Source organism: Aurantibacter sp., assembly GCF_039941195.1.
GTDB lineage: Bacteria > Bacteroidota > Bacteroidia > Flavobacteriales > Flavobacteriaceae > Aurantibacter_A.
Map to the genome: position 1 here is coordinate 1 of NZ_JBDVFA010000053.1, position 7,487 is coordinate 7,487.

Genomic DNA, 7,487 nt, shown 5'->3' on the forward strand with positions numbered 1-7,487 from the left:
ACCTTCGATATTAATCCCTAATTCATTAGCAGCAGAAAGGGTAGCGGATTCTAAGTTTTGATCATCGCTAGACACAAAACCGGCTAAATCTACCTCATTCGTTCCTGTAGCAGGATTGGTAAGCGTAAGAATATTTCCAGTAAGGTCTAAGTCAGAAAGTTCGTTGGTTGCTGAAATATCTTGATCAGCCGTATTATGCGCAGTAATTGCAGCTGTATTAGCAGCAATAGCGTTATCAGCATCTGTTTCATTTTGATCTACATCCGCTTGTACAGCAGCAATTGCGTTATCAGCATCGGTTTCGTTTTGGTCAACATCAGCTTGTACTGCAGCAATAGCTGTATCTGCATCTGTTTCGTTTTGATCCACATCAGCTTGTAAAGTTGTAATTGCAGCAGAATCATCTAAAGTTGAAAGATTTGCACTGAAAGAAGTTGTGCCTTCTTCAACAGTTAAATTTGTGCCATCGAAATTAACATCAGTAATATCGTCGTCAGTATTTAGATTTGCTAACCCAGCAATAGCACTTTGAACATCATTTTCAGCTGTTCCATCACCATCAACATCAATTGGTGTATTTAAGAGTACTTCTGTTGCATCTTGATTATCAGTACCTTTAAAAGTTATTGGACTGCCGTTGTTATTGGTAAAAGTGTAGTTTCCATTCCCGTCATTTATAATACTCGCTTTGTTAATTACAACTGCTTGATTATCTTCATTGGTGTATGAAAAGCTTCCGTCGTTATTATCTATAATTACTGTGGTCGTTTCATTCAAAGTTGTTCCAGAACTACATAAAGAGTTCCATGTAGTGCCATTGTATTGAAATATACATCCTTGCTCTGTATTATAAACCATACCACCTGCTAGTGGGCGTATCGCATACATTTCGATGTCATCTACTCTAGTTAATACAAGTACTTTTGAATCACTTTCTAGTTCAATAATTGATGATTGGTGAATCGTATCAGGATTCTCACCAACTTTAACTTGAGCATAGCCCAAAGCCGAAGCAAAGAATATTAAGATCAGACTTATTTTCTGGAAGTTCATAGAAATGGGGTAATTGTTAACTTAATAGTTAGCATCAAATTTAGTCTGCACTGGCTCCATAAATAAAAATATGTTGTGTACCGTTATATATATGTTGTAAAACTCCATTGAATTGATTTCAATGGAATTTAAACGACTTTTTATACTGGTTTTTTTAATAGATATAATGGTGTAATTTGTCGATTAACGACTGTTATATCATCTTTAAGAGAGGATATATGTTATAGAATTTTGAATGTAATATGTAGTATTTTTATTTCAAACCTAAGCTCAATATTAGCTGGTTTTCAATAAAATTATGGATTACAAGAATGAAATAGGAGAAAGAAAATAACGAAAATATGATGAAAGAAGTTTAATTAGAATTTTGAGTGCCTAAGTATAAATAACCTTGAAAATCCAGACCTAAATCGTCCATTGCAATAATGTAGAAATATACGCCAGAGGGCAAACCTTCTTCTTTATTAATTACGAATCCGTTGACGTTTGAAAAACCATTAAATTCATTTACATAATTCTGCTTGTCAAAAACTTTTAAACCATAACGGTCAAAAATTCGCATATGATTGTTAGGTGAAAGTTCCAATTCTGGAAATTCAAGAACATCGTTTATACCGTCACCATTGGGCGTGACTAAATAATTGTCTAATGTTAATAAATCACTTGGTTCCCCACCGCCACTAAATGTAATAATCTCATAATCATCAGGAATAAAACTGGCAGAAACAGCAAAACCTTGTGTTAAATCACCAGTTGATGTACCACCCAAACTAACCCATTGGTTTATTGCCTTGCTCCATCCTACAGCAACTACATTATTCGGGTCATCTGTTAATACACCTATATTACTTCTGCTATTCCAACTAATACTAATTGTTGATGGTACACTTCCTTCTAAATGCCAAAATTCTTCGCTACTAACAGTACCTATAGTAGAAGATTTGGAATTGGTATTAAAATCTGTTGTAAATGTTGATGGATTGTTAGGGTCTTCATAAAAATATGCACACTTTGCTAGGGTGTTGTTGCTATTAGAATTGAGTATTAGGGCTCTTAATTGTGTGCCATCGCCAATAGGAAACGTAAAATTTTGTTGGTTGTTGACGCTAGCGTAACCGTTGACTTTGGAAATATCAGATTCCCCAGCTGAAAATCCTAAATCTAGATAATTAAGTGTAACATTCGGTTGCGAACGCACGGTCACTACATTTCCTGAAATAAAATTAGAATTGTTAGCAACATTCATTGGTGTGCTTAAAAGTACACCACTTTGCGACATAAATTCGGTATCATAAAAGGTAGCTGCAAAAGCACCACTAACTTCCAAAGTATTTGCATCACCATAAAAACCAGCTAGGCCCACGTTGTCGTCTATAACGCCATCGTTAATTAGGTCTGCATGAAAACCAATTTTGCCATCTTGGTGTATGCGCAAATTACCCTGGTTGTAATTACCAGATTGCGCCTTGCCGAAGGCAAAAGCCATAAAAATGAATATGTAGGGTAGGAGTTTCATTCTTTTTATTGATTGTAAATCGTATAATAAACCGTGGCACTTGAAAAAGAATTGACAAAATTTGTTCCATTCCATTCAATTATCTCAATAGATAAATCAGTTGGTGTTTTACCTGTAATGGTCGCTATCATAGGATTGCTGTTGTCATTGTTTTGGACAGAAACATTGACAATGTAATTTGCATTTGGTAATGCTGTTGGATAAACCAATGTTCTAGAAGAAATAACAGATGTATCAGAACCAATTAAATCTACACCGTCTGGTGCAACTATCCAATCAGTAGCCGTACCAGTAGAGGATAAAATATAATCTGCATTGCCTGCTTCGCCATCTTTATCTTCAAAAGCACCATCTAAACGCATGTTGTTGCCAACATGAAGACTTTCATCGGGTGTCGTTGTGCCTATACCAACATTTTGAGCATCATCAATTCTAATAGCTTCTGTGGAAGCAGTGGAAAATCCTAGTTCACTACCACTTGGATTTGCTAAAAACATTCCAGTGTTTAAATCATCGGTAAATCTGTAAGCTGGAAGATTTGCAGAGCCATTGGCAACTTTAAATGAAGCAGCTCTAACTTGTCCATTTCCAAGAACATGTAATGCAACGTTTGGGTCTGTGTCAATTGTTCCTGTGCCAACTCCAATCTTGCCATTTAAAAAAGTTAAGGTTTGCCCCGACATATTATATGTCCTATCCTCTGTAGCGGTTTGTGTTAGATTTGTTGTAGCAAGATTTCCAGTGCCTGTTGGAACAGCTTGCCAGACAACAGAACCCGCGGTATTTGTGATTAACATTTGATTTGTGGCAGGTGCTGGTGCTAAAGGTTCAATTTTTGCAAGGGATACACTAAAATCTTCGATTTGATCTTCACCAACTGCATCATCATCAATTTCATTTGAGGTAATACCATTGGGTTTGACTCTCAAAGCATCGGTGTCTATTTCTATTGTAGAACCATCAACATTAATATCATATCCCGATGCGGCTAACTGATGAGTTAGGCCATCATCCGTTTCGGTGTCTTGAACAATTGATCCGCTAGAAGGAGCCCATTCCGTGCCATTTGTTGTGTTAGTTAATACCCATCCTACACTTGTTGCTGCACCATTTTTGGCAAGAATATCACCTGTAAGTACAAGGTCACCATCACTTTCAATACTTAAAATTTTATCATCTAATATTGGATTTGTTGAGCTAGGATCTAAATTTTGTAAAAAATGAAAATCACCAACACCCCAATCACCAGTTCTTTCATATGCCAATGCTCCTTTGCCATGTGCGTTTGAAAGATCTACCGAAAATAACAATCCAACCGAAGAGTTGTTCGTGTTTTGATTCGTTCTATTCTGTATTTCAAGTGGGTATGAAAGCTTACCATTTAATTGTTCAGCTACATGTACTTTGGATTTAGTACTCATAACTCCACCATCTAAGCCAATACCTAATGCACCAAAATTTCCTCCATTTTCTTCTCTAACATCGGTATCCCAGAAAAATTCACCATCAGCAAAAGTTGGGTCACCATTTACGTCAGAAAAGAAAATAGAGTTTTCAGTTCCATTATGGTCTAAACCTGTTGGTACTTCAGCCCACTCTACTGCATCTGTTAAACTATTAGTGATTAACATTTGATCAGCAGCAGGAGATAAAGGTGCTGCTGGTGTAATATCGATATCAATTTCGTTATTGGCAGTATCATCGCTTATTGTTAAAAGACCAGAATCACCGGTGTTTAAGCTTTTGAAAGGTAAGTCTAACCCATTTTTGTTAAGCACAATTCCAATGCCTCCTGTACCGCTATTTGAAGCTGTATTTACTTCGCCAACACCTGGAGCAACTGTTTGCCAAATGACATCACCACTAGCATCTGTGGTTAAAAATTGACCATCAGTTCCTGGTTCAATGGTAAAGGGGTCAGCAGCAGTTCCTATACCTGTTATGGTTGTTTGGTCAGCAATTTCAGTGGTTCCACCTGTACCTCCTGCTTGCCACTCAATAACACCGCTTGCATTAGTTGTTAAAACTTGATTTATTCCGCCTGGTTCAATAGTAAAAGGATCTGCAGCAGTTCCTATACCTGTTATGGTTGTTTGGTCAGCAATTTCAGTACTTCCTGTACCTCCAGTAGCATTTATTACATAAGGAGTAGCTGTAGTTCCATCTCCGGTAATAGTTACGTTAGTGCCTTGAGTTACAATTGTTTCAGAACCGTCGGGAGCTGCAGATGATGGTAAGGTGACTGTATTACTTCCTGAAATTTCTAGTTGGTTACCTGTTAAGGTTAAACTCTGTATCTCATTGTTGGCGTTGGTATCATTATCAAGTGCAATGTCTGCTGCATTTTGCGCTATGTCTGCAATAAGGAAAGAATCATCATAATAAGCGCCTCCGTTGTCGGTTATAACATTTCCGGCAGCAGCACTTACAATGTCTAAATCGGCAGCTGTAATATATCCTGCATCATTATCAAATGCCGTAACCCCTATATTAGCGTTGTCTAAAGCATAGGCTCCAACAGAGTTTTCGCCTAGTTTGTCTTGCGTTACCGATTCATTTTGCAATTTTCCGGGACCGATAGAGCCATTTTGTATATCATCGCCGGTAATACTAAAATCTATTACATGAATACTGCTAACGCTATTTTCGGCCAATTCAAAACCGGCAGAATTACATAAATTTACCCATTGTGTACCATCAAAATAATGAATACACTGCGTATCTGTATTGTACACCATAGCCCCTTGGTTGGGGACAATAGCATTCATTTGTGTGGTATTAATTCTTGTAATTACCAAAACACGGTCGTTACTTTCAAGTTCTAAAACCGAAGTAGGCGAAATGGCTTGTGGATTATCACCAATCTTAATCTGCGCGAATAATGCAGGCATGGCAAAAAGAGCGATAAGTAGGGTTAATCGTGAGTTTCTCATAGGGAGGAGATTTATTTTCCTTTTCAAAATTACAGCATTACCAAAAATACAATTAAGCAATAACATAGTAAATATTTAACGATTAAATGGTTATTCGAAGGGCTTAATGGTTCATTTGCATAAGTAAAATCATACATTAGCATAATAATTTACGGATACAAATTAACAAAAGTTTAGTTGCATACTTTTTTTTTAGAACGAAACTTGTTTTTACTTTAAACCCTATGAAAAAGCTCTACATTATTATTATTCTTATTGGATTTACCTTTGCAAATGCACAGGACGATACGCGAACATTATTGCGTGGGCAAGTAATATATAGAGATGTAAATGTGCCTAATGAAAATGTGATTAATATTACTACCGAAATGGCAACAATTACCAATGCTAACGGACAGTTTGCTATTAAAGTAAAAGAAGGGGATGAACTGGCTTTTACTGCTTTAAACTATGAGTTAGAAGTAGTCAAAATTACTGCGGCTATTATAGAAAATAACAGATTGGTGGTTGAAGTTAATGAAAAGGTTACTGAACTAGATGAAGTAGTTGTTTCGCCGGAAGATAAAGAGAAATTTTTGCAAGCGCAAAACGAAAAATTTAAGGAAGTAGAGTACGAAATAGACCGTACTACCGAAGTTGAAAATATTTCATTATCACAATCAGAACGAGGTATGAAAGATGGCATCAACTTTATAAATATTTTTAAAGCCATAATGGCGAGCGGCAAAAACAAAGAAAAGGAGAGTTTGCCAAAATTGAAGCCTAGTGAAGTATTACGACAAGTTTATAGTGACGATTTTTTTGTACTCGATTTAAAATTGCCACAAGATAAAATTGAGAACTTTTTATATTTTGTTGATGAAAATATGGATGAAAGAGCATTGCTGAAAAAAGACAATGAATTCCAATTGTTAGATTTCTTAGTAAATCAAAGTAGAGAATACCGAACCCAAATGGATGCGGATAAATAATCTTCTTAGTGCTATTCTTATTTTATTGACCACAATGGTGTGTGCTCAAGATCAATTTCACACCGATTTGAAAGGTAAAGTTTATAGTGCAGATGGAGATGTGGCAGCAACACATATTTTAAATATATCCAGCAATAAATTTACCATTTCAGATATTGATGGTTTTTTTGAAATTCCAGTAAAACTCTTTGATACATTAGTTATTTCTGCAGTACAGTTTAAACGGAAAGAAATTGTTGTAACACTTGCACTTTTGGAACAAGAATTGGCGCAAATACAAATGGAAGATGCGCTAACTGAATTATCAGAAGTAGTAGTTCGCCCATATAACCTTTCTGGTGATTTATCGCGGGATGCTGCTAACTTAAATACAGGTAGAATTATTACGGCTTCTACATTAAACCTACCTAATGCCTATGTAAAATTGCCTTCAAAAGCAGAACGCGAATTGTTTGCAGCCACCGCTAACCCTATTATGAGCGTGGACCCACTTATAAATGCGATTACCGGTCGCACTAAAATGCTAAAACAACGAGTGCAACGAAATTCTGAATACAATAGAACACAAAGAGTACGTGCTTTTTATGTGGATTCACTTTTTAGAACAGATTTAAAAATACCTGAAGAACAAATAGATGCTTTTATGTATTTCTGTGAAGTAGATGATAGTTTTCAAACTATTGTAGATAGCCACGACCGATTAAAAATTTGGGAATACATGCGTAGAAAAAGTGTTATTTATCGAAAAAATAATGGGTTGGATTAAGGTGTTAATGATTGTGGTTGTGGTGTTTAATGCGGGTGGGTTCTTGTAGATCTTTAAATGTGTTTTTGATTGGTGATTAATAAAATTACTTTGTAATAAATGGCATAACCTTTGCTTATTTTTACATGCTTAATTTAATGCGTATGAAATTTTTTAGAAATAGTATATTCTTACTCATTTTACCGCTATTTGCATTTATAGGAGCTCATAAGTTTTATATGAGTGTAACCAATGTGAGTTACTCGGAG

The 7,487-nt window shown here is 35.9% G+C and carries 4 protein-coding genes and 1 pseudogene; 2 read left to right on the top strand and 3 right to left on the bottom strand.

Features of this window, described 5'->3' with window-relative positions:
* The 3 genes and pseudogenes from ABJF52_RS09125 to ABJF52_RS09135 form a co-directional block, all read right to left on the bottom strand.
* A pseudogene (locus ABJF52_RS09125) lies at positions 1-1,053 on the bottom strand (hypothetical protein); the annotation flags it as partial.
* Positions 1,054-1,408: 355 nt separating this feature from the next.
* Positions 1,409-2,569 (bottom strand): gliding motility-associated C-terminal domain-containing protein, encoded by a 1,161-nt coding sequence (locus ABJF52_RS09130; RefSeq protein ID WP_348149288.1) that lies wholly within the window; start codon positions 2,567-2,569, stop codon positions 1,409-1,411.
* Positions 2,570-2,574: 5 nt separating this feature from the next.
* The gene (locus tag ABJF52_RS09135) at positions 2,575-5,502 is read right to left on the bottom strand and encodes a hypothetical protein (protein WP_348149290.1); all 2,928 of its coding nucleotides are present in this window, start codon (positions 5,500-5,502) and stop codon (positions 2,575-2,577) included.
* A gap of 224 nt (positions 5,503-5,726) precedes the next feature.
* On the opposite strand from ABJF52_RS09135, the gene ABJF52_RS09140 reads away from it, so the two are divergent.
* Positions 5,727-6,473 carry a carboxypeptidase-like regulatory domain-containing protein gene (locus ABJF52_RS09140; RefSeq protein WP_348149292.1) on the top strand — a complete coding sequence of 249 codons (747 nt, stop codon included), beginning with the start codon at positions 5,727-5,729 and terminating at the stop codon, positions 6,471-6,473.
* The gene (locus ABJF52_RS09145) at positions 6,460-7,239 is read left to right on the top strand and encodes a hypothetical protein (protein WP_348149294.1); all 780 of its coding nucleotides are present in this window, start codon (positions 6,460-6,462) and stop codon (positions 7,237-7,239) included. Before ABJF52_RS09140 ends, ABJF52_RS09145 begins: the two co-directional genes overlap by 14 nt.
* Positions 7,240-7,487: the final 248 nt, after the last annotated feature.